17 protein-coding genes and 1 tRNA gene are annotated in these 25,747 nt (G+C 43.3%); 2 read left to right on the top strand and 16 right to left on the bottom strand.

Features of this window, described 5'->3' with window-relative positions:
- Positions 1–8: 8 nt before the first annotated feature.
- The 3 genes from WC496_06625 to WC496_06635 are packed head-to-tail and all read right to left on the bottom strand — an operon-like array spanning position 9 to position 3,664.
- Positions 9–872 (bottom strand): NAD(+)/NADH kinase, encoded by an 864-nt coding sequence (locus WC496_06625; GenBank protein ID MFA5292694.1) that lies wholly within the window; start codon positions 870–872, stop codon positions 9–11.
- Between the two features lie 16 nt (positions 873–888).
- Complete coding sequence (dxs, locus tag WC496_06630) at positions 889–2,769, bottom strand: 1-deoxy-D-xylulose-5-phosphate synthase (protein MFA5292695.1); 1,881 nt, start codon at positions 2,767–2,769, stop codon at positions 889–891.
- Between the two features lie 4 nt (positions 2,770–2,773).
- Entirely contained in the window at positions 2,774–3,664 is an 891-nt protein-coding gene (locus WC496_06635) for a polyprenyl synthetase family protein (protein ID MFA5292696.1), read from the bottom strand.
- An 89-nt stretch (positions 3,665–3,753) separates the two neighbouring features.
- Here WC496_06635 and miaA point away from each other — a divergent pair, with 89 nt between their 5' ends.
- The gene (gene miaA / locus WC496_06640; protein MFA5292697.1) at positions 3,754–4,674 is read left to right on the top strand and encodes a tRNA (adenosine(37)-N6)-dimethylallyltransferase MiaA; all 921 of its coding nucleotides are present in this window, start codon (positions 3,754–3,756) and stop codon (positions 4,672–4,674) included.
- A 2-nt stretch (positions 4,675–4,676) separates the two neighbouring features.
- Here the strand turns inward: miaA and WC496_06645 are convergent.
- From WC496_06645 to rsmH, 3 genes are all read right to left on the bottom strand, one after another.
- Positions 4,677–4,761: transfer RNA gene (locus WC496_06645), tRNA-Ser, on the bottom strand.
- 77 nt (positions 4,762–4,838) lie between these two features.
- Positions 4,839–6,674 (bottom strand): glycoside hydrolase family 3 N-terminal domain-containing protein, encoded by a 1,836-nt coding sequence (locus WC496_06650; protein ID MFA5292698.1) that lies wholly within the window; start codon positions 6,672–6,674, stop codon positions 4,839–4,841.
- Positions 6,675–6,715: 41 nt separating this feature from the next.
- Positions 6,716–7,813, bottom strand: a complete 1,098-nt coding sequence (gene rsmH, locus WC496_06655) for a 16S rRNA (cytosine(1402)-N(4))-methyltransferase RsmH (protein MFA5292699.1) — start codon at positions 7,811–7,813, stop codon at positions 6,716–6,718.
- 184 nt (positions 7,814–7,997) lie between these two features.
- Here rsmH and WC496_06660 point away from each other — a divergent pair, with 184 nt between their 5' ends.
- A complete protein-coding gene (locus tag WC496_06660; protein MFA5292700.1) occupies positions 7,998–9,230 on the top strand; it encodes a multidrug effflux MFS transporter in 1,233 nt (410 codons plus the stop codon).
- 256 nt (positions 9,231–9,486) lie between these two features.
- Here the strand turns inward: WC496_06660 and WC496_06665 are convergent, their stop codons facing one another.
- The 10 genes from WC496_06665 to WC496_06710 all read right to left on the bottom strand — a co-directional run bounded on the left by WC496_06665 (position 9,487) and on the right by WC496_06710 (position 25,745).
- Complete coding sequence (locus tag WC496_06665) at positions 9,487–11,688, bottom strand: glycosyl hydrolase family 65 protein (protein ID MFA5292701.1); 2,202 nt, start codon at positions 11,686–11,688, stop codon at positions 9,487–9,489.
- 39 nt (positions 11,689–11,727) lie between these two features.
- On the bottom strand, positions 11,728–14,025 hold the full coding sequence (locus WC496_06670) for a glycosyl hydrolase family 65 protein (GenBank protein ID MFA5292702.1): 2,298 nt from the start codon (positions 14,023–14,025) through the stop codon (positions 11,728–11,730).
- Position 14,026: 1 nt separating this feature from the next.
- Positions 14,027–16,237: a glycosyl hydrolase family 28-related protein gene (locus tag WC496_06675; GenBank protein MFA5292703.1), complete on the bottom strand. Its 2,211-nt coding sequence runs from the start codon at positions 16,235–16,237 to the stop codon at positions 14,027–14,029.
- 2 nt (positions 16,238–16,239) lie between these two features.
- Positions 16,240–16,890, bottom strand: coding sequence for a beta-phosphoglucomutase (gene pgmB / locus WC496_06680; GenBank protein ID MFA5292704.1), 651 nt, complete (start codon positions 16,888–16,890; stop codon positions 16,240–16,242).
- A gap of 5 nt (positions 16,891–16,895) precedes the next feature.
- On the bottom strand, positions 16,896–17,735 hold the full coding sequence (locus WC496_06685) for a carbohydrate ABC transporter permease (GenBank protein MFA5292705.1): 840 nt from the start codon (positions 17,733–17,735) through the stop codon (positions 16,896–16,898).
- A gap of 25 nt (positions 17,736–17,760) precedes the next feature.
- Positions 17,761–18,681 carry a sugar ABC transporter permease gene (locus WC496_06690; protein MFA5292706.1) on the bottom strand — a complete coding sequence of 307 codons (921 nt, stop codon included), beginning with the start codon at positions 18,679–18,681 and terminating at the stop codon, positions 17,761–17,763.
- 15 nt (positions 18,682–18,696) lie between these two features.
- Positions 18,697–20,163: an extracellular solute-binding protein gene (locus WC496_06695; GenBank protein ID MFA5292707.1), complete on the bottom strand. Its 1,467-nt coding sequence runs from the start codon at positions 20,161–20,163 to the stop codon at positions 18,697–18,699.
- A gap of 43 nt (positions 20,164–20,206) precedes the next feature.
- Positions 20,207–21,307: a sn-glycerol-3-phosphate ABC transporter ATP-binding protein UgpC gene (ugpC, locus tag WC496_06700; protein MFA5292708.1), complete on the bottom strand. Its 1,101-nt coding sequence runs from the start codon at positions 21,305–21,307 to the stop codon at positions 20,207–20,209.
- Between the two features lie 251 nt (positions 21,308–21,558).
- Positions 21,559–24,717 carry a hypothetical protein gene (locus WC496_06705; GenBank protein MFA5292709.1) on the bottom strand — a complete coding sequence of 1,053 codons (3,159 nt, stop codon included), beginning with the start codon at positions 24,715–24,717 and terminating at the stop codon, positions 21,559–21,561.
- Between the two features lie 320 nt (positions 24,718–25,037).
- Positions 25,038–25,745, bottom strand: coding sequence for a PEP-CTERM sorting domain-containing protein (locus WC496_06710; protein ID MFA5292710.1), 708 nt, complete (start codon positions 25,743–25,745; stop codon positions 25,038–25,040).
- Positions 25,746–25,747 lie beyond the last annotated feature (2 nt).

A 25,747-nucleotide genomic window follows, 5' to 3' on the forward strand; every position in this document is an offset into this window, starting at 1 on the left:
TCCGGGAATCATTTCCTTTTGTATTTCGGTTTTTGCGCCCAGCTTAGTTTGCCGGCAAGCGTATCCCATTGCGTTCGCAGAGGATTATTTACCACAAGGAAAGACCCTTTGTGTTTTTCAACGGTAATAACATCGTCACATTCAAGTGAACTTAGTATCTGCCCATCCAGTATTATGGATGTGTTTTTATTAACTCTTTGCGGACGTATCTCAATCTTATTGCCGGCATCTATTACAATCGGCCTGAAACTCAGGGTATGCGGACATATCGGCGTAATCACTACCGCTGAAAGATTCGCCGACAATATCGGCCCGCCCGCAGAAAGATTATACGCCGTTGAACCTGTCGGGGTCGATATGATAATCCCGTCGCTTACACAGTCGGCAAGGCTTTGGCCGCGAACCGTCATCTTCAAGCCAATCATATTGTAGTCGGCACCGGCAGTTATAACGACATCGTTTATGGCGGTCGAAACAAGTTTCTTTTTGCCCTTACCGGCAATAGTACATTTAAGCATCATCCGTTTTTCTATCAGCTTCTTCTCTGTCGTGACTCTGCTGAAAAGCTGCTTGACCTGCTCAAGACTGAACTCGGCCAGGAATCCAAGTCTGCCGACATTGACTCCGATAACGGGTATATTAGTTTCGCTGAGGTCTCTTGCCGCTGAAAGAATTGTGCCGTCTCCGCCAAAAACAATTGCGTAATCAGCCTTGCCTGCGATATCGCTGATACAATCTCCCCGGAAACAATTTGCAAGTACCCGAGCTTTTCGGGCGGCAAACTTTGTAAAATTATCGATCGCCTCGGCGACAAATTCACGCCGGGTATCGCCAAAAATTATCAACTTTGGTTTTCGGCCTGTTTTGACCATAATCTTTTCCCGGAATTTAATGTGTTTTAACTAACTTTTTTACCGCCTCAACTATACCTTCCGCGCCAATACCGGAATCGGCAATTTGTAATTCTCTTTTGTTAATTTGTACGAATTCATCGCTTATGCCAAGCACTTTTATTTTCGCCGTATCCGCTCCTGCCGCAGATGCCGCCTCAAGAACCGCTGAACCAAAACCGCAGGAGGCAAAATGGTCTTCCACAGTTATTATACGGCTGCCGGCCCTGAGCAACGCAATAATTTTTTCATCCAGCGGTTTGGCAAACCGGGCATTTATAACCGTTACGTCGATATTATCGGTCTTAAGTATTTCCGCCGCCTTTATGGCTTCAAATATCATACTGCCATAGGCCACAACAGTTATATCGTCTTTCCCGTGTTTTACCGTCACACTTTTGCCTAATTCAAATGGCTGTGAAAAAACTTCAGGATAAAGTGCGTCATTAACTTCTTCTTTCGGATATCTTATCGCCACCGGACGTTCCGCTTCAACGGCAAAACGCATCGCAAGCTCAAGCTCCGCGCCATTGGCCGGTGCAATAAGCACCATATTCGGCATCATCCTTAAAAAACCAATATCCATAAGTCCGTGATGAGTTGGACCATCGGCACCAACCAGCCCGGCCCTGTCTATACAGAAAATAACCGGTAAATTCTGCAGTGCAACTTCCTGAAATATCTGGTCGAAACTTCTCTGAAGAAATGTCGAATAAATACACACGAAAGGTTTTAGGCCCATTTTCGCCTGGCCCGCCGCCATATCCACCGCCACCGATTCGGCTATACCGACATCGTAATAACGAGTTTTAAATTCCTGCCTGAACTTCGCCAGTCCTGTACCGTCAGACATTGCCGCGGTGATTGCCATTATCCTGTCGTTTTGTTTGGCAAGTTTTACAATCGCGTCTCCAAAAACAGATGTAAAACTTTTACCGGCAGATTTTTCAAGCTCAAGTTCGCCATTGATTTTGAAAGGCCCTGTGGAATGAAATTTGGTTGGGTCGTCATCGGCAGGACTGAAGCCTTTGCCTTTCTTCGTATAAACATGCAGAATAGCGGGCCTGTCAAGATGCGACATCGCCTTGAAAAGCTCTATAAGCGATGTTATATCGTGCCCGTCAACCGGACCGAAATATGGAATATTGAGACTTTCAAAAAGCCTGCTCGGCGTAATCGCCATACGAAGAGTTCGTTTGAATTTTTCCAAAGCATCTTCCATTTTCTTGCCGCCGGGCAGATGCTCAAGTATCCTGTTGGTTGTATTCCGCAAATCCTCATAAGTATGACTGAGCCGAACTTTCGCCAAAAATCTGGCGATAGCGCCTTGTGAAACATCAATCGCCATCGAGTTATCGTTAAGAACAACGAGGAGCTGTCTTTTGACAAGGCCGAGATTATTCATCGCCTCGAAATTCAGGCCGTTGACAATGCTCGCATCGCCGACAAAAGCGACTATCTTCTCTTTAGTTTTGAGTGTCTCAGCAGCAAGGGCAAGCCCCAGCGCTGTCGGTATCGATGTGCCCGCATGGCCGACAGAGAATTGGTCGTATTCACTCTCGGCAGGCGATGGAAAACCGCTTATGCCGTCTTTTTGCCTTAACTTTTTGAAAAGCTCTCTCCTGCCTGTCAGAATTTTATGAGCATAACACTGATGGCCGACATCCCAAACGAGCTTGTCTTTGCTGAAATCAAATACATAATGCATCGCGATAGTGAGTTCAATAGCGCCAAGATTGCTGGCGAGATGGCCGCCTGTGCAGCTTACGGAATGAGTAATAAAATCCCGAATCTCCGCCGCGAGTTTGTTCAACTGCGGCATCGAAAGAGTTCTGATGTCTTTGGGATAATTTACCTTATCAAGCAATTCGTATTGCATATTCTTATTTCTTCCTGTCAACAAGCGTTAAAGCAAGTTCTTTTAATATTATGGCTTTTTCGCCGAATGGTTCAAGTATCTTTGCGGCCTTATGGGCGATTTCCCGTGCATTTTTTTTCGATTCATCCAGACCTAAAACAGCGGGATACGTCAGCTTGCCCTGTTTAGCGTCCTTCCCGGCCGTTTTGCCAAGGGTTTTACTATCGGAAACTACATCGAGAATATCATCTGAAATCTGAAACGCAAGACCAAGGTTCAGCCCGAATTGCGACAGAAGCTGTTTCTTTTTTTCATCTGCTCCGCCGGCAATCGCCCCCAAACAAGCCGAGGCCTGAAACATTTTTGCGGTTTTATTTATATGAATATACTCAAGAGTTTTTTCATCAGGTTTTAATTTTTCAGCAATAATATCAGCCATTTGTCCGGCAATCATCCCGCAGGGCCCTGCGGCGCGGGCCAATATTTTTATCATTTCATTAGCTCTATCGGCATTACTGATATTTGCGGCAATAACTTCAAAGGCCATCGTTAAAAGCGAATCGCCTGTAAGGATAGCCGTCGCTTCGTCAAAGGCTTTATGACAACTGGGGCTGCCCCTGCGAAAATCATCGTCATCCATCGCCGGCAAATCATCGTGAACCAGCGAATAAGTATGCACCATTTCTATCGCTGCCGCGGCATTTAAGGCATCGTCATTTTCACTGCCCCAGATAAGTTCGCAGCACCAAAGCACAACGGCAGCCCTTACCCTTTTGCCCGGCGCGGCGAGCACATAGCCTATCGCATCGGCAAGCCTTTCCGGAATGCCCGACCATTGCCCAAGCAGGGTTTTAATTCTACCGTTTACAACCTCAGCTTTTTGGGCCAAGGCCTTTTTTATGTCGACCTTTTGCATCTTAAATCAATATAAACCGTCTTATTATAGCGTTTTTCTGCGAATTTGTTATTATACAATCCTTTAAGGTTTGGATACAGCCAAAATATATGGGTAAAAACAGGATATTAATTCTGGGCGTAACGGCAGGCGGCAAAGGAAAACTGGCCTTTGAGCTGGCTAAAAAGATTGATGCTGAAATTATCAGTATCGACTCGATGAAGGTCTATCGCAGAATGGACATAGGCACCGCAAAACCATCAAAAGAAGCCCAAAAACAGATAAAATATCACTTAATAGACATCGTCGAACCGTGCGAATCCTTCAGTGTGGACTCTTTTCTGTCCCTGACGGAGCAGGCCATAAAAGATATCGAATCAAAAGGCAAATCAGTTGTCGCGGTCGGCGGCACAGCGATGTATGTCAAGGCGCTTCTGCACGGCATTTTTGACGGTCCGGGGACAGACGAAAATATCCGCCTGAAATTGAAAGAACAAATCGCACAGCTCGGCCTTGCAGAGCTTCATAAAAAACTTGCGATTATTGACCATGAAGCCGCCAAAAGAATCCATCCAAACGATGAAAAAAGAATCATAAGGGCGTTAGAGGTTTATGAGCTTACGGGAAAACCTATTTCGAGCTTTCAGCAGCAGTTTTCCGCCGAGCCGAAAGACGACTGGCTCGTTTTAGGCTTGCAAAGAGATAAGGCCGACGCGTCAGGAAGAATTAACGCAAGGGTAAAAAAAATGATTGAGCTTGGCCTTGTCGACGAGGTAAAAGCATTGCTCGCCGAAGAAAAACCATTAAGTATGCAGGCTCGATGCGCGATAGGGTACGCTGAAATTATAAATTATCTCGAAGGCAAAGAAACGCTTGATAAGTCGATAGAACAGATAAAGATAAATACCCGCCGTTTCGCAAAAGCACAGCGTACATGGTTTAAGACATTCAGGTTTGTCAACTGGCTCGACGTACAGGAAAACGATATGGTCGAGCAGGTGCTGGAACATGCCCTGCCATATTTAAAATAAAACGGAAGGGAGAGGATTCGAACCCCTGGTACGTTTCCGCACAACGGTTTTCAAGACCGCCACCTTAAGCCGCTCGGTCACCCTTCCAGAATGCTATAATTTACCCTAAAAATGTCCTTTTTGCAAGGAGATTTAAAATGCTGTTTTTCGCCTGTCGGCTCCCATTAATACGAAAGGCCAAAACCATATTCAAAAATAGGGTTCTCTTTTGCGGCGGCAAGCGGAATTTGTGAAATCGAGCGAGGCCAGGTGAATGAGAGTTTGCCGGTCGGGTTATAATCGCCAAACAAAACATCCGCGACACCCTGGCCTTCTGTGCCCGGCAGCCAGGCGGCGATAAACGCATCGGCCTGTTTAAGCACATCGTTGATTATCAAAGGTCTGCCGGAAATAAGAATAACAACTACCGGCATACCCGCCTTTTTCATATTATTTACCGCTTCGATGTCTTCTTCGGCAAGTACCGGTTCAGGGACATCTCCTTTGCCCTCGGCATAAGGCTTTTCGCCGATTATAATAATTCCAATATTGGCGTCTTCTGCTCCGATGCCATTTTTTGAAAAAGTAATTTTAGTGTCCGCTGAAACAGTATTTTTAATCGCCTGTAAAATCGTAGTACCGCCGGTGGTTACCTTTCCGCTTTCGCCCTGCCATTCAACCGTCCAGCCGCCGCATTGGTTGCCGATATCATCCGCAATCTTTCCACCGATGTGGATGCGAGCAATTTTCTTTGAAATCGGCAGAACGCCTTTGTCGTTCTTAAGCAGAACAAGTGATTCCCTAACAGCCTGTCTTGCAACCTCTCTATGTTCGGACGAACCAAATTGCTTATGTAAATTTCTATCGGCAAAAACTGATTTGTTTTTGTCCATAAGTCCCATCGCAAATTTCACTCGCAGGATTCGAGTTACCGCATCGTCGATACGAGACATCGGAACTTTACCTTCTTCGACTAATTCCTTAAGTGCTGTAAAAAACTCGCGGTAACTTTTAGGCTCCATAGCCATATCCATACCGGCGTTGATTGATATTTTAATCGCTGTTTTATAATCAGGGTCTATCTGCTCAATTGCCTTATAGTCGGAAATTAAAAATCCTTCAAACCCCAGTTCCTGCTTCAATATTTCCGTAAGCAGTCGTTTGCTTGCGGAGCATTTTACGCCATTGAAGCTGCTGTATGAAGGCATAATGGAACCGACGCCTGCTTTAACAGCCGCGACATAAGGCGAAAGAAAAAGTTTTCGCAGCGTTGCTTCATCGATACGTGTATCCCCCTGATCGAGCATTTTAGTTCTTTTTGACGAGCCGAATGTCGTTCCGCCGTCACCTATATAATGTTTTGCGCAGGCCAAAACAGAAAGGGGATTATGCAAATCAGAACCCTGATAACCGCGAACAGCCGCCTGACCAAGTAAAGCCGCAAGTTCGGAGTTTTCAGAAAATCCCTCGTACGTCCTGCCCCATCGGATATCCTGCGGCACGGTTATGCACGGAGAAAATGTCCAGTTTATGCCGGTAGCGCGAACTTCAACAGCAGTAATCCCGGCGATTTTTTCAACAAGATTCGCATCTCTCGTACAGCCCAGACCTATATTGTGAGGAAAAATCACGGCACTCAATACATTATTATGTCCGTGAAGCGCATCGACGCCGTAAAGAAGCGGAATGCCGAGCCGGGTTTTCAGGGCGTGTTTCTGATAATTGTCATAGAGGTCTGTCCATTCTGCAAGGCCGTTGCCGTTTTCAGGGTCGGAATTGCCGCCGCTGAGAACAGAGCCGAGATAATACGTCTCTATATCTGTTATATCTCTAAGCCCTCCGTGTTCGGCCTGAGTCATTTGGCCGATTTTTTCTTCCAAAGTCATCTTTGAAAGCAAGTCTTTGACCTGCGGGTCATAAGAAGACAAACGCATATTTGTACCGGGCTCTGCCATAGATTTATTTGATATAATACATAACAGAATTACGATACAACAGAAAACAGAAAAATATTTTTTCATTTAACCTCTCCATTCTTAAATTATTTTCTCCTGATTGTAAATTACTTACCATTATCTTTTACCGCCCAGCGGAATTTGGCCGATGAGCAGCGAGGATTCGAGGCTATTTCCCTGATTCGCGGCACAATCGCATTTTGCGATATGGACTGATATATGCCATTTTCAACGCCGTCACGAAACGACTGTTTAACAAGGCGGTCTTCACCGCTATGAAAACTTATTATACCGATTCTGCCGCCCGGCCGCAGGCAGTATGGAGCAAGTCTCAAAAGTTCTTTAAGAGAACCGAGTTCATCGTTGACTAATATACGCAGAGCCTGAAATGTGCGGGCAGCAGGATGCAGTGAGCCGAATTTAGAGCTTCGCTGCTTTTTTTTCCAGCTGTTCACCGTTAAGCCCTTGACCGCGAAAACCAGCCGGACAAGCTGCGAGACCTGTGTAATCGGCTGCACACCGCGCTGGGCAACAATCATTCGGGCAATTTCCTGGTAATCCGGCTCATCGGACAGTTCCCAAAGGGCTTTGGCCAGTTCATCTTCGGAAAGACTTTTAAGCAAATCCGCGCCGCTGCGCTTTAGCCTGTCGTCCATCCGCATATCGAGCGGGCCTTCATTTTTATAGCTTATGCCGCGGTCTGGATTATCTATCTGCATACTCGAAACGCCGAGGTCGGCAAAAATAACGTCATAGCCGTCCAGTTTTTCTTCTTTCAGGGCCTTGGCAATACCGGCAAAGTTGCTGTGATGAAAACTAACAGGTACTTTCTCTTTGGCCAGTCTTTGGCGTGTGCGTTCGAGTTCGGCGCCATCAACATCGAAGGCAATCAGCTTTCCAGTCGGGCCTATACGTTTGATAAATTCCAATGAATGGCCGCCGTAGCCAACGGTGCAGTCCGCGACAACCTGGCCGGGGCTGGGTTTCAGGCAGCCTAAAACTTCCTCTATCAGGACGGGAACATGAGTACCGGCAGGCGTTTTCCCTTTTGCACGCAAGTGAGCTTTTAAATCCGGATGGGCCGAGATGTTATGTTCCTTATATTTTTGCCGATAATTCTTCGGGTGGGTGCCGCTGTATCTGGGGCGTCGGCGGCGTTCAGGTAACGATTGCTCCTCATTTCCGGATTGTTCAAATGCACTCATACAAACTCCAGACAAATCAGGGGCTTACACGCCCCTTCCAGACAAAACTATTACTTGCTTATTTTAAATGACTTATATAAAATCCCGAGTCTGCTGTCAAAGATTAAAATCTGCGATCAGTGTAATCTATTTATTGAAAGTCATTTTACCTTTTCTTTTATGATATTACATCAAGAACCTGTTTATGAATAAATTTATTGCGATACAAATTGACCGGTGGAGCAAACTTCTTGAAAAACATGAAGTGATATATATTATTTTCCTGGCTCTTCTTGCGGCAATACCTGCCTTATCAACAGATATGTATCTTGCTGCAATACCCTTTCTGGCAAAAATATGGAATGCAGGCGAAAATATAGTTAGCCTTTCTCTTGTCCTGTGGTTCGCAAGTTTCAGCATATTCCTTCTAATCTGCGGACCGATATCGGACAGGTTCGGCAGAAAGCCTGTACTGCTTGTTGGCTTAGGAGTTTTCATTGCCGCAAGTTTCCTCTGCGCAACAGCGGCAGACGTATGGCAGTTGATAATTTACAGAATTTTCCAGGGCGCTTCGGCGGCGGCTCCTTCATCAATGTGCATGGCTATTTGCAGAGACCGATACGAAGGTGAAAAAAGAAAACGCGCACTTGCATACATCGGAATTATTCTTGCCGTTGCGCCGATGATTGCTCCCACGATAGGAGGAATACTTTTAAAATTCAGCAGTTGGCGATTTATATTCCTGACTCAGGGCGTACTGGTACTGATAACATGGCTGCTGTCATTCGGCTATCAGGAGACCGCCGGTGAGAAGATAAAAGGCGGCATCTTTAATATGTTCAGCAGATATATAACTCTTTTTCAAAACACAAGTTACATGCTGGCTAATACAACTATGGGACTCCTTGCGGGGCCATTTTTTGGATTTATCGCTTTTTCCTCAATAGTCTATATTCAAATCTATCATTTGTCGTCTATGTCTTTCGGCTTACTGTTCGGCTTGAATGGTTTAATGTCAATGCTCGGAGCCTTTTCCTGCACACGGCTAATGAAAAAATATTCAGATATTCAATTATTAACGACCAGCATAATCGGTTGTATTCTGGCCGCATTGGGGCTTATCGCATTTGGCGGCGTAAATTATTTTGCCTTTGCAGGATTCATAAGCCTTTTCACCTTTTGCTGCAGTCTGAGCCGACCGCTGAGTAATCATCTTATACTGTGGCAGGTAAACCATGATATAGGAACTGCATCTTCTTTCATCGTATTCTATCAGTTTATAGTCGGCGCGACTTGTATGTGGATAGCTACTGCCGGATGGAAAAACCCGATTTTTGCATTTAGCATACTTGCCTTCATTTTTCCGCTTGTTGTATTGATAATCTGGCCGTTTTTGCTAAAGATTACTGGCAATAATAAACCGCAGCTCTTAGGTTAAAATCATCTTAATGATTGTCGGTGTTGTCGGTATCCAGAAGAGTTGTATTTCTTTAAGTATTTATTAAATAAAAACTTAAGGTATGTCGCCCATCTAAATAGTGACACGCTAAAATTAAGGTGTTACCACTCAAACGAATTGTTGAAATGATTAGTACATTCTAGCTTAATATATAATTACGGACTAGCTTTCGGGGAGCAGACCACCGATGCCTTGGAAATGGCGGTTGAAATCGCACGAAAACGAGTGTTTCACATTAAATATGGATGTTATTGACAATTTTTACCTTTGCCTTATTTTGGGTTATTTCTATAGTGAACTTTTTACCCTTAACCCGGATGTTAAACTTCATTCTCTTCCATTTTTTCGGTAATTTGGGTTTAACTAACGGGGTATCATTACTGATTTCAAGCCCGGCAAAACCGAATATAGCCGCCAGCCATGTTCCTCCATTTGCAGCCGGGTGCGTTCCGCCGATATATAATGTTCCGACATATTGTTTATATTTGCCATCAAGGTCAATTGTAGCTGTTTTCATAAAATATTTATACGCCCATTCAATCTTCCCCAAATGGGCGGCGAGCATCGAATACATACAAGTACTCAAACTCGAACCGTGTTCCGTTCTTTGCTCATAATACTCCCAATTAGCTTTTTTTATCTTATTCGAATACTCTTCTTTAAATTGATTTAACAGCAGGACAACATCAGCCTGTTTAATTATCTGTGTAGTTGTTGCCAGCCCATTAGGTCCGCCAAGATACTCATTAGGCTTGATAATCCTTGATTTTAAGTGCTTTAAACTTATATCTTCCAGTTTAAGATAGCTATCGAACTGTTCTATGATACTATTTTTCTGCAATGGACGAGGAATATATAAGTTCTGCTGTAAATCTTCTATTTTCTCGATATCATCCTGGAAATTAATCCGATTTATTAAATTTTTATAAGCTTTGTTATATTTATTTTTTAATAAATCAATGGTTTCAAGTGCCACATCAATTGTATATTTGACCATTCGGTTGGTATATGGATTATTATTTACTCTCTCGTGGTGCTCGTCCGGAGTGGTTACATCGAGGATTTCGTAACGGTTTTTATCTTTTTTAAAATAAGCATACGAATAATAAAAACGGGCACATTCGAGTATAACTTCGGCTCCTCCGTCAACTAATATTTTTTCGTCTCCTGTTGCCTTATAGTACTCCCAGATACCATAAACCACATCGGCACTGATATGTACCTGTTTATCTCTAAAATAAGTTCTGATAGGCCTGCCGGTAAAAACATCTGTTACATTAAAATGCGTGCAGGCTTCTTTCCCATCATCCTGGCTTTCCCATGCATAAAAAGCGCCTTTGTATCCATACTCCCTGGCCTTTTGCCTGGCCCCCTGCAAAGAATTGATTCTATATTTTACAAGATTTCGGGCAATTTCAGGGAAATTATATATAAAAAACGGCAGCATATATAATTCAGTGTCCCAGAAGATAGCGCCTTTATAGACCTGCGAGGAAAGCCCTCTTGCCGGTATTGATATCTTATCTGAATGAACAGGTGCCACGGCCAACAGGTGGTATATACTGAATCTTAAGGCAAACTGCGCCTTTTGATCACCATCTATTATAACATCGGCATCTTCCCATCTTTTGTGCCAGAGAGTACAATGGTTTCCTAATAATTTGTCATAACCCTGTTCAAAAGAATTCCCCAGCGTTTTATAGCAGGCCGCCGCGGGGTCAGGGACACTATCGTTTGTAGTAAAGATTGAAACATATTTTGTAAATGTATATTTCTCCCCTGCTTCAGCTTTGAATTCGATTAATCGTGTTATTGCATGTTTATTTTTATTTATTTTCTGTTTTCCGAAACTTATGTCAATTCCTTCAACAGCGGTAATTGTATGCTTCAGCTCATTTGTGACAGATTCCAAAATCAAATAATTATCTTTAAAGCGAGGGGAGAGATTTTTCAAATGCGGGCCATTAATATCCCAGACATCGCCGTCAATTCCGGTTTCAATCGTAATTTCACATTCCTTCAACGAACTGATGGAATATTTCATACACATCAGATGCAAATCATGCAGCGATACGAAACGCTGGGATGTTATGATTATTTGATTATGGTCAACTCTAAAAACAGTTTCTCTTTTGTGAACAGCATTTTTAAAGTCAAGAGTCTGCGTATGATCTTTTACAATACTGTCGCGAACGGTAAGAGGCTTTCCATTGCAATATACCTTAACGTAAAGGCAATTCGGTGCATTTACAGGTTCTCGCCATTTATCTTTGAACTGATCATAAATTCCGGTTAACGTACAGGCGGCATGCTGATGTTTTGTGTACTCTTCAAGAGTACCGCGATAACCCATATAACCATTTGCGAGCAAATAATTATTCCCGCAAAGTTCTATCTGCTCCCTGTTGTATTTATGATTTTTTAAAATCCACTGCATAATAATTACTTTCTGATATTCGGTATTCCGAATTTTTCATTATTTAGAAATTTTTACCGTAATCCCCTTTTGATCTATTTTATATTCCTTACCATAAATCCTGACGGTCTGATTGCTACCCTTCAATATTTTAAATTCGGCAGATTTGCTGTCTATTGTTATCTTTAAAACTGAACCATTATAAATCAATTTAAAACTAAATCCACCCCATTGTTCCGGCAGCGAAGGATTAAAGGCGAGAATTTCACCATCGGACCTCATACCGCCAAAACCATATACTATATTCATCCACGCTGCGGCTATTGAAGTAAGATGAAGCCCTTCAGCGGTATTCCGGTTATAATTATCAAGGTCCAGCCGGGTCGAAAACTTAAAGAAATCATAAGCCTCGCTTTTTTTGCCGAGTTCTACAGCCAATATGGAATGTATCGATGGCGAAAGAGAAGACTCATGTATACATCTGGGTTCATAATAATCATAGTTGACTTTTTTAGCTTCCAGAGAAAATCCCTGATTATATAAAAACATAAACATAAGAACATCAGGCTGTTTAATCATATCATTTCTGTAAATCCTATCATACGACCAACTGTGATAGAGAGGAAATTCTTTGACAGGAATAGAATGAATATCGATATGAGGCAAATTAAAGAAACCGTCATGCTGCTCATATATTCCGGCAACACTGCCAAACGGAATGTACATCTTTTCCGCCATTTCTTTCCAGTTTTTCAGTTCATCTTTTTTCAGCCCCAGTTTTTCGCTTATAGCTTCTAACTTTGCCGGGGCATTTATTTTCATCTCATTGACAACTTCCAGTGTATATTCGAAAGTTTTCTTTCCCATAAAATTCGTATAACAATTATTATTGACCATCATTTGAAATTCATCCGGTCCCATCACGGCAAAAAATCCGAACTTACCGGTTTTTTGTCCCCATTGCCCGCGGGTTGCAAGCATACGGCTAACCTGAATCAATATTTCTATCCCTTTGCTATATAGAAATTCTTTATCACTCAAAAGTTTTCCATAATGCCATATCCCATAAGCAACCGCTGTACTTGCCTGAAGCTGAAGGCTTGCATGCTGCCATAAACCACATGTTTCACTGCCGTCAAGAGTAGCTATCGGATAAAACGCGCCTTGGCAATCTAATTCTTTTGCTCGCTCCATTGCTTTGGGAAGGGTTTTATATCTGTATTCAAGTAAATTGCGTGCAGCTTTGGGATTGTTAAAAATATAAAACGGCAGACAATATGTCTCAGTGTCCCAAAAAGCGTTGCCGTTGTATGCTTCTCCTGTAAGCCCTTTGGCGCCGATGTTTAAGCCCGGATCTTCTCCGTGGTAGGTCTGGTGCATCTGAAAAATGCAATACCTTATGCCCTGCTGATTTTCAGAGTCACCTTCTATTACTATATCGGAATTGGCCCATGTTTCCGCCCAATATTCGACCTGTTTATCGTATGCGGCATCATAAGATAAGGCGCTGTTACCTTTTGCCATTTTCATACCTTTTGACCATACCTCATCAACGCTTATGTTAGGTTTTTTTACGGCATAGTTTGTCACCATCTTGTCAAAGCCGGCATTCTCACTCTGCTTTAAATCCATAACAAAATCGAGTCCGATTAATTTGTCATCCTCAACTAATTGTACTTCTTTTTGTGAAGAACTGTTAATCTGACAAGCCGAAAATAACGTATGCCCGCTGATTAAGGTTTTTCCAAGAATGCCTATAAAACCATCCTGCCTGCCTTTCTTCGGGCATGTCCATAAATTTTTCCCGCAGGATTCGTGAATTATTGAAAAATCCAGAGCGGTTCTGATATTCGCTTTTCCGGAAAAATTAACAGGTTCAAGGCTGACACGCTGGCATCCAAGAAAGTGATTTGCCATACTAAGAAAACGCTCGAAAGATACTTTTACCGATTTTCCGGAAGAGGTGTTCCAGGTAAACCGGCGAGTCAGAATCCCTTTCTTCATATCGAGGCAGCGAGTAAAATCTTTTATATTTGATTTCGCAATATCCAGAGTCTCGCCATCAATGCTGATTCTGCTGTACAGCCAATCAACTGTGTTTACCATAAAGCAGCTATGTGATACCATTCCCTTATAATGAGTTGCCGGAGGAACTTTTGCTTCTTCAAATACTCCGTTGAAATAACTGCCGATAAGTTTGTCGCCGCTATACCCCTCGTCAAAATAACCGCGAACTCCCATATATTCATTGCCGAGAGAAAAAATCGATTCGGAAACTCTTCCATGCTCAGGAACAAATCCCTGCTCAATAATTTGCCACGGGTCAATTTTTAAATATTTATCGGCTATTTTCGCCATTTCAATTTTCCTTTATAATAGTGAAAGTCTTCGAGTCGGCAGCAACTGTACCAGACATGGCATTCTTTATTTTCACATTTTCAAAAGATGCTGAACCAACAGATTTTCCAGTCGCTCTAATGCCCCACTTGCCGGCGCCGTTTATCAGAATGTTTTCGAACTTCGCATTAGAAACACGATTTCTTCCCTCAAACGCTATTCCGTCATAAGCAGCATCATATATCTCTATATCTTTCATTGTCAGATCCGCTTCAATGCCGGCAGCACCTGATGTACAAATAAATATAGCGCCTTTCATTGAATATTTAAACTTATCTGTATAGGAACCGCATCGTATCAATGTATTTCTCTGGGCTTTTATAAAACCGCTGTAGGGAACAGGATTATAATTGGTGTTTATATTAATTCCCGCACCATTCACAACCGTATCATAAATGACATTATCTTCGATAGTCTGATTTCTTCCCCCATATATAGCAATGCCGTTGGCAAGCCATGGACACTGTATAGTATTGAATCTTGCCGTGTTATCTTCGCTCGGCAAATTGTTACCATTATATGTAGCAGCCCACATCGCGATTCCATCGTCACCTGTGCCTCTAAAATGGCAGTTTTCGACTATTGAATTTTTTGTGCCAAGACAGAGATTAATTCCATCCGCCATTAAATTTCTGAATCTGCAATTTCTGACAATCAATCCATCCGTATTCTTTTCACTCCACACGCCGACTTTAAGATGATTGAACCATATATTTTCAATCACAGAACCTTTGCCGGCTCCGCCACGAAAGCCGTCTTCAGCAATCGAATCAACCCTGAATTTTGTATTTCCATAAATCGCAAAGTCGTGCATTTCAAAATGATTGCCTTCTCCCCAGAACATATTCCCATCTACTTTCATCACCGTATGCCACATCCCGGCGCCTCTAAGTACCACATTTCCTATATGCCTTTCCCTGGCAGAAAAATTGAAAACTCCCGCAGGTATCCATACTCCTTTTTTCTGTTCAATCGCGGATTTCATACACGCATCGAGAGCATTACTATCGTCCTTGTCATCATTCGGTATTGCGCCGAAATCGGTTATCGAAAGAAAATTTTCCGGCATTTTTAAAGGAGCGGGAATAACTTCGGTATCAATCAAATCGATTATGCAGAAATCTATTTTTTCTTTCGAATCCCGCTGCAATTTTAATTTTGCCCCGGCCGGTATTTCCGACAGCAATATATTTACCTCGTCAAAGAAGTATCTCGGCTCTTTCAACTGCGGATTATTCAACCATGGATATTTGCCATAAACCCATGTATATTCAGAAGTTAGAACTATCTCTCGATTGTATGTCCCATTGACATACAGACTTATCGGATACGTCAAACCTTTCCCGTCATTGGAATCGGGAATACAATATCTTATCACCAGCGAATTAGTTTTTTCTTTCAGTGTAAACTCAACATAGTCGCCTGTTGAATTAAGATTGACCGCCATTTTGCCGGATGCTTCATTTGGAATTTCTCCAAACTTCCGACTCGGGCCAAGAATCACACCTTTTACAGACGCTTCTTCAGCTTCATACTGAATGAAAGGCAGTTTTGCTCCCCTGTTTTTGATTTCCGGTATTTTCATTTTGTTCGGATTAGGAACCCAGACAGTCGGGTCAACAAATTTTACTGTATTTTTTCCAATCGCTTCTACTTTTATATTAGCAATCCAAATTGATGAAGCCGAAATTTTACCAAGCTGAAACTCAAGCCTTGCGTTCGGGTCGGTCGTTTCTTCCATGCCGAATTCAAAACTATGATTTTCCATTTGCGGCGTAAGATAAACAATAGTGCCTCCCGCACTTTCGCCGTTCGTATAATCTTTCCAGCCCCTGCTTTCAACGCCTCCAACTTTTACTTCTATTGCGCAAACTTCAGAAGCTTTGGCGTCAAAACTAACTTTGTATCTTAAGCTGTTAGTTATTTGTATCGGAGATTGTATTAATTGTATCGCGTATGTTTCGTTTCCAGGATTATTAATATCAATTTTTAAGACGTCATCCTGCACATTTGCAGCAGCAGACCCGCCGGCATTGGCAACATTGGCAGCGAAAGACCAGTAATCCATATTTTGAGCAAAATTTCCGTTTTTAATCAGTGAATTTGCATCTGTCGCAAAAGCTCGGCACATAAATATCCCAAATACCAATAAAACTATTACGATGAATTTCATTTCTAATTACCTATAAAATCCTGAAGGTGAACATTTTTAAAGTCCGGAAATACAATATGCGCTTTTCCTACCCGTTCAGCAGGCCCTAAACCGATAACCCAAAAGCCGCCGTTTAATGCCGCTTCAACTCCAGACTCAGCATCTTCAACTACGATAGCATTCTTCGGGGACGTATTCAGATTTGCTGCACAGTGAAGAAATAAATCTGGTGCGGGTTTATGATTATCTACGCTGTAACCATCGGAGATTGAATCAATAAAGCTTCCAAGCTTAAGTTTATCGATTACTGTTTGTGCGTTTTTGCTCGACGAGCCTATTCCTATTTTAATCCCGGCTTTGCGGATTTCCTGCAGAAGCTCCAAAACGCCGGGCAAAATATCATCCGGAGTCATTTGCGTTAATAAATCAACGTAGTAATTGTTTTTAATGTCCATCAATTTTTTCTTCTCTTCTTCGGAAACGATTCTTTCACCGAGCATTATTTCAAGAGACTCTTTCCGCGGGATTCCTCTTAATTTTTCATTTATATCCCTGTCGAAATGAATCTTAAGCTTATCTGCGAGCATTTTCCAGGCTTTATAATGGTATTCAGAAGTATTTGTGAGCACACCATCCAAATCAAAGATAATCGCTTTAATATTTTTAAATTTCATTATTTTCAAATCGTCAAACCTCCTTTAACCTTCTGTGATAAAAAGATTGCAGCAATCGTTGGAGGAAGTATGGCAATAAACGAACCGGCCAGATAAAGATTTATCGGGAAACTTCTCGTCAGAGTATATAAACGTACAGAGACGGTTTGAAGCTCGGAATTACGCAGAATCAGATAAGGCCAAAGGAAATCTCCCCACAATCCGATAAAAGCCAGCAGACCGAGCACAAGAATGAGCGAACTGGTAAGCGGCAGAGCAACCATAAAGAACATACGTACATCGGAAGCACCATCTACCTGTGCTATCTCGAAATACGCTTTGGGAATTTGCTCAAACGCGTTGGTTAAAACCAAAATCATAAAAGAACTGCAGGCATAAGGAATCCAAAGACCCCAAAAACTGTTTACCAAACTGATGTGAACAAATGGAAGATTCGTCATAATAATATAACGCGGCACAAGGTATGCGATTCCGGGAACGGCCATTGTTATCAATATTATTGCACGAATGATGTTCTTGCCCATTGGCTTGAGTCTGGCAAGACTATAAGCGGCCATTGTAGAAACAACTATTTGCGCCAGGACGCCGCCGCCTGCTGCGATGGCGGTATTGACAAACATCCTGACCATTTTGAACCTCTGCCATGCATCCGCATAATTTTGCCAGTTCCATTTTTCAGGCAGCAGGTGAAATCCCGGCTTGAAAACTTCGAGGCTCGTTTTAAAACCGGCAGTAAACGCGAATATAAATGGGAAAAGAACAAATATTCCGGCAATTACCAAAATCAGGAAATAAAAAATAGCAACTAACCGTCCCTTTGGAGAACGCCACTCCGTATTTGACATAACACCACGATTAGGAACAGCCATCTTAAACCTCACCCGGCCGCTTTTTTTGCAGCAATACATAGATAATAGAGAATACCGACAGAACAACCAGCATCGAGACGCTCCAGGCGGATGCTAAACCAAAGTTATTTTGATTAAATGCTGTGTCGTAAATTTCCAAAACAGGCGACCTCGTACTGTTGGCAGGCCCGCCGGCGGTCAGAATGAACGGCTCGGTAAATACCTGCGATACAAAAATAATCTGCAGCACCAACATTATCTTTATTCTCGCGCTAAGATGCGGAAGAGTAATAAACCAAATACGTTTGAGGATGGAAAAGCCATCGAGTTCCGCCGCTTCGTACAACTCCGGGGGAATTTCCCGCAGGCCCGACAGGTAAATCAGGACAGTGCCTCCTGCACCGAGCCAGGTCATAATGACAACAATGGCCGGTTTCGCCAGCGCGGGATTCTGCAGCCAAAGCTGAGGAGGAATACCTACAAGATTCAGCATCCCATTTAAGATGCCGCCTTCGGGTGCGTAGATTTGACGCCAAACTATAAGGCCGACGACGATCGGAATCAGAACCGGCAGATAAACCAGCGTCTGAAAAAAAGCGGAAAGACGCCGCATCTCATTTATCATAAGCGCCAAAACAATCGGAACCATCGAACCCATTACAATGCTGAGCAAAACAAAACTGAGAGTATTTCGCCAAACAGTATAAAAAATCGGATTGCCGAACATTCGCCTGTAATTATCGAATCCGACCCAGCCCTGGAATCCCATAAGATTAACTTCCTGAAAACTGTACAGAATAGTTTTCAATATCGGGTACCAGCATACCAGGCCGAAAATTATCAGCGCAGGCAAAAGAAAAAGATAAGCCAACTGCTGCGATTTCCAGTTAATTCGCGACCGCGGTTTTGTTTCGACATTTATATCAGTTACAGTTTCTGTCATATCCCTGGAGTCTCTTTATTTCATTAAATCCAGTACGTTCGATTGATACGTCTCGGCAGCTTTTTTAAGAACTACCGCCGAGTCGGTATCTTTATCTGCGACTATTTTGCCCACGACCTGGCCCATCGCAAGATAATATTCCTGCCCTGCAATCACCGGCTCTGCCATCATTATGACTTTACCGGAAACGATGCCGTCCATATACAATTTGTAATTATCGACAGGCAGGTTTGCGTATCGTCGTTCAAGTGCTGAACCTGCCGCTTGAAATATCCCTGTATAAAGCGGATATAATGGCGCACCAACTACAGTCGTGGGGTCCCCTTTGCCTATCTGAAAATGAATCACGGTTTCATTGGGGTCGAAATAAGTCCATAACCTGTAGTAAGCGGCAGCTTCTATCTGGTCTGCAGTAGCTTTAGAGTTAACCATAGCAATATCGCCGCCGCCCAAAGTGCGATTTATGCCGTCAGGCCCGACCGGTAATGGCGCAAAACCAATATTATCCATATCCATATCAGGAAAGTTCTGGCGAATAGTGATTAATTGGTCGCCGGCCATTATCGCCATGGCAACTCGGCCGGTGGCAAATGCCTGACCGTTGGTTTCCCAGCCCAGGTTCTCGCGAGGCAGAACATCATGCTTCCAACGCAAATCTTTTATGAAATTCAATGCGGAAAGCATCGCAGGATTATTGAAGCACGCCTTGTATTTTCCATTGGGCTGCTGTGCTATTATATCGGTATCCTTGAAACCAAAATCATAAGCGATGACCGTCATGTGCCAGCCTCCTGCGTTTGCGCCATCGGTAATGAACGAAAAACCGGCAATTCCTGTATCCCGGTTCGTGGCTTTTTTAGCCATCGTTACGAGTTCGTCCCATGTCGTCGGCGGAACATTGAAACCGGCCTCTTTAAGAAGTTTTATATTGTACGCAAGACCGACAGTATAAATCTTCATCGGGATACCATACACTTTCCCGTCTTTCGAAATCATCGATAAAAGGCGGGCATTATAAACTTTATCGAGCTGCTGAGCTTCAAATATTGAAGACAAATCGGCACATATACCCTGGTCTATCATCTTGGCTGGGTCGGTCAGGTAGACCTGGAAAAGCGTCGGCACCTGATTGCCTGTAACCAGTGCAGCAAACGAATCTGGAGCATAAGCATAGTCTGAACCGCGAATTTTAACATTAGGATATAATTTCTCGAAACGTTCGGTTTGTTCGTTCCATGCGGTCAATAACGCGGGCTGGGAATCCGGAGGAATACCGACTACTGTGATTTCAACAGGACGGCCGTCAGCAATTTGGGCCGGCATATTGAGAACCTTAGGCAATGTTTTGCTCTCGGCAATCATTTCATCTGTTAATACGAACGGAGCCGCCGTTTTCCCCTGCTGTGCTGCGGGGTTCCTCTTACACGAAAAGCCGAATATTACAACAATCAGTAATATTAAAAATAATAAAAAACGTTTCATTTCTCATCCTTGTGTTTAATTTGTTTTTCAAATCAAAATTTTTCTAAACTATAGCTGACAAAGTTTTGGGGTCGAAGATATGCGTCTTTTCCATATCTATTGTAATTTCTATATTTTGTTCGACTTCTGCCTGCGTCCGGGAATCCATTCTTCCGACAAACGAATTTTCCCCGCAAGTAAGATGGATAAAAATCTCTGACCCTAATGGTTCTATTACATCGACTTTGGCTTTTACGGAATTATAAGATGCGGCATTTGAAAAGAATTTCTTATCATGAATATCTTCAGGCCTGACTCCGAAAACAACTTCTTTTCCTGCGTAATTAGTTATTTTTGGGATAAAACTTTGAGGCACCTTCAATTTTATGCCTTCGGCATTGATAAAATACACATCGCTTTCTTTTGTAATTACAGAATCTATAAAATTCGTCGCCGGAGAACCGATAAAACCGGCCACAAATTTATTATTCGGTTTTTTATACACTTCCAAGGGCGGACCTGACTGCTGCAAACGGCCCTCATTCATTATAAATATTCTGTTTGCCATAGTCATTGCTTCGACCTGGTCATGGGTAACATAAATTATCGTAGCCTCTAATCTGCGATGCAGTTTGCTGATTTCCGCCCTCATGGTTACTCTCAGCTTTGCGTCTAAATTAGAAAGAGGTTCATCGAATAAAAATACTTTTGGCTTTTTTACAATTGCTCTCCCTACCGCCACTCTTTGTCTTTGTCCGCCGGAAAGCTCTCTGGGTTTTCTCTTTAATAAATTTTCTATTCCTAAAATCCTGGCTGTTTCCTGTACTCTCTGGTCAATTTCTTTTTTCGGAAACTTGCGCAGTTTTAATCCGATAGCCATATTTTTATAAACATCCATATGCGGATAGAGAGCGTAGTTCTGGAAGACCATGGCAATATCTCTGTCTTTGGGCTGGACATCGTTGACTAATTTGTCTCCTATGTATATCTGACCTAAACTTGCTTCCTCCAAACCGGCGATTATTCTCAACGTGGTGGTCTTCCCGCAGCCGGATGGACCGACCAGAACCGCAAACTCCTTATCCTTTATCTCAATATTTAAATCGTCTACGGCAGTGAATTCGTTAAATTTCTTAGTGAGATTTTTTATGATTACATTTGCCATTTTATTTTCTTCTAAATAATGCCATATTCTTTGCTTGCATCTTATCTATTGTCAATACAAAAAAGTTTTAATTTGCGGGATGACACAATGTTAATGGAGGTAATATAATGCAATCATCCGGCTTACATCACACACTTGGTGCTATGTATAGCCGGACATGCTGAGCCATCCGGTCATAAAACACCGGGGCCTACACTATAACCGACCAGTATAGGCCCCGAATGAAAATCATAATCTATTTAAGAATAATCTTAAAACGGCCACAGTGCCGCTTCATACCACTGGCTCGCCAAAATGGCAAAGTCCTGGAAGTTAATCTTGCTGTCATCATTCAGATCAACGTCAGGATCGACCGGCGACGACAACCATTTACCTGCCATCTCACGAAGGTCATCGTAATCAACGAAGCAATCGCCGTTAAAATCCGGTGTTTTGCCGGGCATACATCGGGGCAGGTACAGCCTGATGTCGTCGAAGTACAGCGTTCCCTTACCATAGGGATCGCCGGACCTGTGTCCGACACCGAGGGTTATCTTCTTAATCTTTTCCAGGTTCAGGTTGGGATTATTGACCTTGAAGTCATTCAAGTCTATATCCCATGCCTGCCAGGTATTTTGTATGACCATATTGGGATCAGTTTGAGTAACTGTTGCTTTATCGCCGCCAACGGTGCTGTCATCCTGCAAAGTTACGTACAGCGGCGCAGCAATATTACTTTTTATACCAATGTCCTGATGACCCCATGATGATGCCGTCCCTGCGATTATGGAGACATCGGAGAACTCTGCCGTGCACGTTGCCGCAGAATTATGAGCAGTCACCGCTAAACCTACATATAACGGCAAAGTTATCGTAGGATAACCGGCGCCGTCCACATGATGCCAGATGCTGCCGTCAGCCGAATAGTAAGCATCTACATAACCGAAGTAGGTATCAATCTCAAGCTTTACCCAGTATGGAGCGTTAATGTCCTTCAGGCCGGTATAAGCCGGTCTTGTGTAGTAGTCGTAGCTGGTGCTGAGATTAGCATCATTTTCACGATACTGCCAGGCCGCGCCCATTTCAGGCGTGATACACATAAACCCGTTCTTGGAATTTGGATCCAGCGACTGGCGAACCATCACTCCGGCCTTGGCCCACGGGCTGGTGTTACTGATACTATTAACCTTCGCTATAATCGTCACGTAATCGTATTCATCACCTGCTGTTACTTTCTTGTAGGCGTAGTGACACTCATCGTGGTACTTTGACCCTCTCAAATCCGGCACGTTCCAGACGTCTTCACCGGAAGCGGTAATTGTGTACGGGTCAGAACCCGTAAAGCTGCCGACTGATATCGGCCAACCTCTAACCCACAGTTCCAATGACTTGACGCTTTCGGCAGTCCAGTCCCGCGACGAAGTAAATGTACGGGTGGCATTTGAATCGTATGGCGACACAAGGTTATTGTAATCAAACGGCATCGATTGCAGACCTCCGTGAATAATGCTTATCTCGGCACGATCATTAGTGTCATAACCTACCTTACCGCCGCCGCCCTGTATCCACGTATTATATATTTTTCTGGAGGTATTGTTGTAGAATTCAAAATCCTCCACGAAGACATATTCTGCTGTCGTAAAGTGCCATATCAGGCCTTTCCACGGACTGCCCGCGGCGCCCCGTTCATCTATTCGCCAGTAGTAAGTCGTATTTTTCGCAAGCAGGCCGGGAACATATTTATTTAACCCGCCAACTGCTTCAGCTTGATTGCCTTTAAATACGCCAAGCGGATTCGATGTAGTGGCATCGGTTACAGCCGCTTCATCGGTACCGAAATATACATCGTGCGAGGTGGCGTCTTTTCCTTTTGTCCAGCCGATGGTAGGCGTCGTATTTATATCTGTCGCAAGGGTACCCGGCCTTGGAGCATTGGCCAGTCGAATATTGACTAACCGCGCATTATCAAGGTAAAATTTCCCCGGGCCTTCAGCACCATTCTGCAGGGCGAGCATTATCGTCATCTTATTTGCATCTGTCCAGTCAGTGTGGATATAACCATCGGCATCAGTCCCTGTAAAATCAAAGATAAGGGTTCTGTATGCGTTACTTGTCCCGGACCACGTATTACTTGCAAATCCGCCGGTAAGTCTGTTTATTACTGAAGCTGTGTACGAACTCCATGTATGAGCCAGATCGCTTTGCACAACGAGCGGTCCGAGTGTAACCGTTTGACCGGTCCATTCCGCAGCAAGCAGCGTAACATCAACCTGAAGCTTCATATTGGTCAGGTCCAACACCCCTTCATGCTTGATTATCCAGTAGCCCGGATCGTCTACGGTATTTTTAACTGTCTGTACAGCGAGACTATGATCGCCCAATGTTGTTCCTAATGAAGCGTGACTTAAAGTAGTCTTTCCCTGCCACGTTTTTTCCCAGCCGTTCAGTCCATTGTCCCAGTCACCCAATACAAGGCCCATGCCGGCATATTCAGTCATAAAATCCCAGACCTCACCTTTTGTGATAACGCCGAGAGAATTGACTTCATCGATTCGCCAATAGTAGGTTTTGTACAGTGCCAGGGTGGGGGTATAAACGTTAGCGTCCTGGTCTTCGCTCTTTAGTACGCCCATCGGATTAGTTCTGTTGGCATCATTTACATCGTTAAAATTGGTGCCGAAATATACATCGTGCGTGACAGCTCCTGCTCCTTCTGACCAGATAAGATTAGAACCTCCCGCCACATCTACTTCATGATTGGTCGGACTTGGTTCATAAGCCATTCCTTCGCCAATCAGTTTTATATTGTCAAGATAGTAAACTCCGCCTGAGTCATAGTTGCCCCAATTGCTGGCGAATATAACGCCTAAATATGTCAGATTGTTAAAATCAATTTGATTAAGAATCAAAGAATAATCGTATATATAGGTTATCGGATCGTCCCCATTCCACGAGCCCCAATTTGCTATTTGAGGCAGTTGCCATCCCTTGGCCCATACGCCTTTACCAACGTTGGCGTCTGTGCTGCCTGCTTCGATTATCATATAAAATTCGTTCCAGCCTAAAAAATTGCCGTATGCATCCCATCCGCCATGCGGCCCATCCCAGTCGCTTGCCAGTCGCGTAAGGTCCAACGAAATCTTAACGCTGTCCCTGAATGCGTTAACGTCACCCATCAGGCCCTTAGAGATGGCTCGTTCAAAGCCGTTACCTGTAGAATCGGCAATCTTAAGACTGTTGCTGTCCAATGTAACGCCGGTTTTGCTGTAGCTTAGCGTGATATTCGGGTCGCTTGGATTGGCTTTGACCCATCCTTCATGGCACGGGTCCGAGAGATCTTCAAAGTTACCTATTACGACATCACCGTAAGTTATAAACGTCAGAGACATCGCCATAATAAAAGTTATTATATAAATAATTTTTTTACGCATAATAATCTCCCTTTCTTTTTCTGACAATTTCCGGTTCTTCTCTTATGAACATAACTTATTATACATTTTACAATTTTATTTATACCAAACTTGCCAGCTTATTTATTTTAAATGAATTTTTATCAATTCTTCTTATCTATTTCTGCAAAAAATCCGCATCTAATCGCTTTTGTCTTATTCGAACGATATTTCAAATTACTTGCTGTAAACCCGGCCTACCCACGAAAACAAACCGGGGCCTATGTTGATTCATCCAGCACAGGCCCCGAACTAATACAAAATCATTGACTAACTAATACTTTTAGAAAGTAATTAGCTTATTAGCGTTTTCTGCGAATCAGCGCTAAGCCAAGACTAAGAAGGGCCATCGTTGCCGGCTCTGGAACCAACCGAGCATTATCGATGTAATAAGTCACCGGACCTGTATAACCAGGCTCATTGCCGATAAGCCTGATATCCATACCTATGTTACGGTAAAAACCAGAGGCAATCATGGCATCCAGAGCATCTTGAATGGGATTGAGTGACCATGTTGCTGTCATTGTGCTGTCATCATCTACAGATGGGGCGATATGCGGAGGGTCAAGATCTGCAAGATAAGCAGGATACCACGCGGCACCTAAGACTTCCATTCCGCCTCCCCAGTAAGCCCACTCATCATCATCGTTCTGAGCGCCAACGCTGATAGCAAAAAATATCCGGCTCTCCGGAATCCACCAACTGCCAAGTGTCCAGTCAGCTGCAAATCGCGTCACGTCTAATTTGAACTCATCAACTGCACGAGTCGCAATCGCATTCACACTGCTTTCGGAAAGGACTTTGTCCATAGACCCTACATACCAATCGGGAGCATCAACTACCAGCTTGAGGGCATAATCATTCAAAGTGTGCCCGGTCGTGTCGTAGCTTGCCGTCATTCCCCATTCAACGACCCATCCGTCCATGTTGTTTTCCCAATCGCCGATCACTTCTGCATAGCTGAGGGACGCCATTGCCAAAACACAAACAATTATTAACTTTTTACACATAA

The organism is Phycisphaerae bacterium (assembly GCA_041652575.1).
Lineage (GTDB): Bacteria > Planctomycetota > Phycisphaerae > Sedimentisphaerales > UBA12454 > UBA12454.